The sequence below is a fragment of the Enterobacter sp. AC1 genome, assembly GCF_050434705.1.
In the GTDB taxonomy this organism is placed as follows: domain Bacteria; phylum Pseudomonadota; class Gammaproteobacteria; order Enterobacterales; family Enterobacteriaceae; genus Enterobacter; species Enterobacter cloacae_L.
Map to the genome: position 1 here is coordinate 1 of NZ_JBNDIZ010000016.1, position 1,238 is coordinate 1,238.

Consider the following 1,238-nt stretch of genomic DNA (forward strand, 5'->3'; position numbering starts at 1 on the left):
TGTGAACTCGAAGAGTAGGGCGGGACACGTGGTATCCTGTCTGAATATGGGGGGACCATCCTCCAAGGCTAAATACTCCTGACTGACCGATAGTGAACCAGTACCGTGAGGGAAAGGCGAAAAGAACCCCGGCGAGGGGAGTGAAAAAGAACCTGAAACCGTGTACGTACAAGCAGTGGGAGCACCTTCGTGGTGTGACTGCGTACCTTTTGTATAATGGGTCAGCGACTTATATTCTGTAGCAAGGTTAACCGTATAGGGGAGCCGAAGGGAAACCGAGTCTTAACTGGGCGTTAAGTTGCAGGGTATAGACCCGAAACCCGGTGATCTAGCCATGGGCAGGTTGAAGGTTGGGTAACACTAACTGGAGGACCGAACCGACTAATGTTGAAAAATTAGCGGATGACTTGTGGCTGGGGGTGAAAGGCCAATCAAACCGGGAGATAGCTGGTTCTCCCCGAAAGCTATTTAGGTAGCGCCTCGTGAACTCATCTTCGGGGGTAGAGCACTGTTTCGGCTAGGGGGCCATCCCGGCTTACCAACCCGATGCAAACTACGAATACCGAAGAATGTTATCACGGGAGACACACGGCGGGTGCTAACGTCCGTCGTGAAGAGGGAAACAACCCAGACCGCCAGCTAAGGTCCCAAAGTCATGGTTAAGTGGGAAACGATGTGGGAAGGCACAGACAGCCAGGATGTTGGCTTAGAAGCAGCCATCATTTAAAGAAAGCGTAATAGCTCACTGGTCGAGTCGGCCTGCGCGGAAGATGTAACGGGGCTAAACCATGCACCGAAGCTGCGGCAGCGACGCTTATGCGTTGTTGGGTAGGGGAGCGTTCTGTAAGCCGTTGAAGGTGTGCTGTGAGGCATGCTGGAGGTATCAGAAGTGCGAATGCTGACATAAGTAACGATAAAGCGGGTGAAAAGCCCGCTCGCCGGAAGACCAAGGGTTCCTGTCCAACGTTAATCGGGGCAGGGTGAGTCGACCCCTAAGGCGAGGCCGAAAGGCGTAGTCGATGGGAAACAGGTTAATATTCCTGTACTTGGTGTTACTGCGAAGGGGGGACGGAGAAGGCTATGTTAGCCGGGCGACGGTTGTCCCGGTTTAAGCATGTAGGCGGAGGTTCCAGGTAAATCCGGTACCTTTTTAACGCTGAGGTGTGATGACGAGGCACTACGGTGCTGAAGTAACAAATGCCCTGCTTCCAGGAAAAGCCTCTAAGCATCAGGTAACA

The 1,238-nt window shown here is 53.0% G+C and carries 1 rRNA gene; it reads left to right on the top strand.

Annotated features, from left to right (window positions below):
* A 23S ribosomal RNA gene (locus M2433_RS23360) occupies positions 1-1,238 on the top strand; the annotation flags it as partial.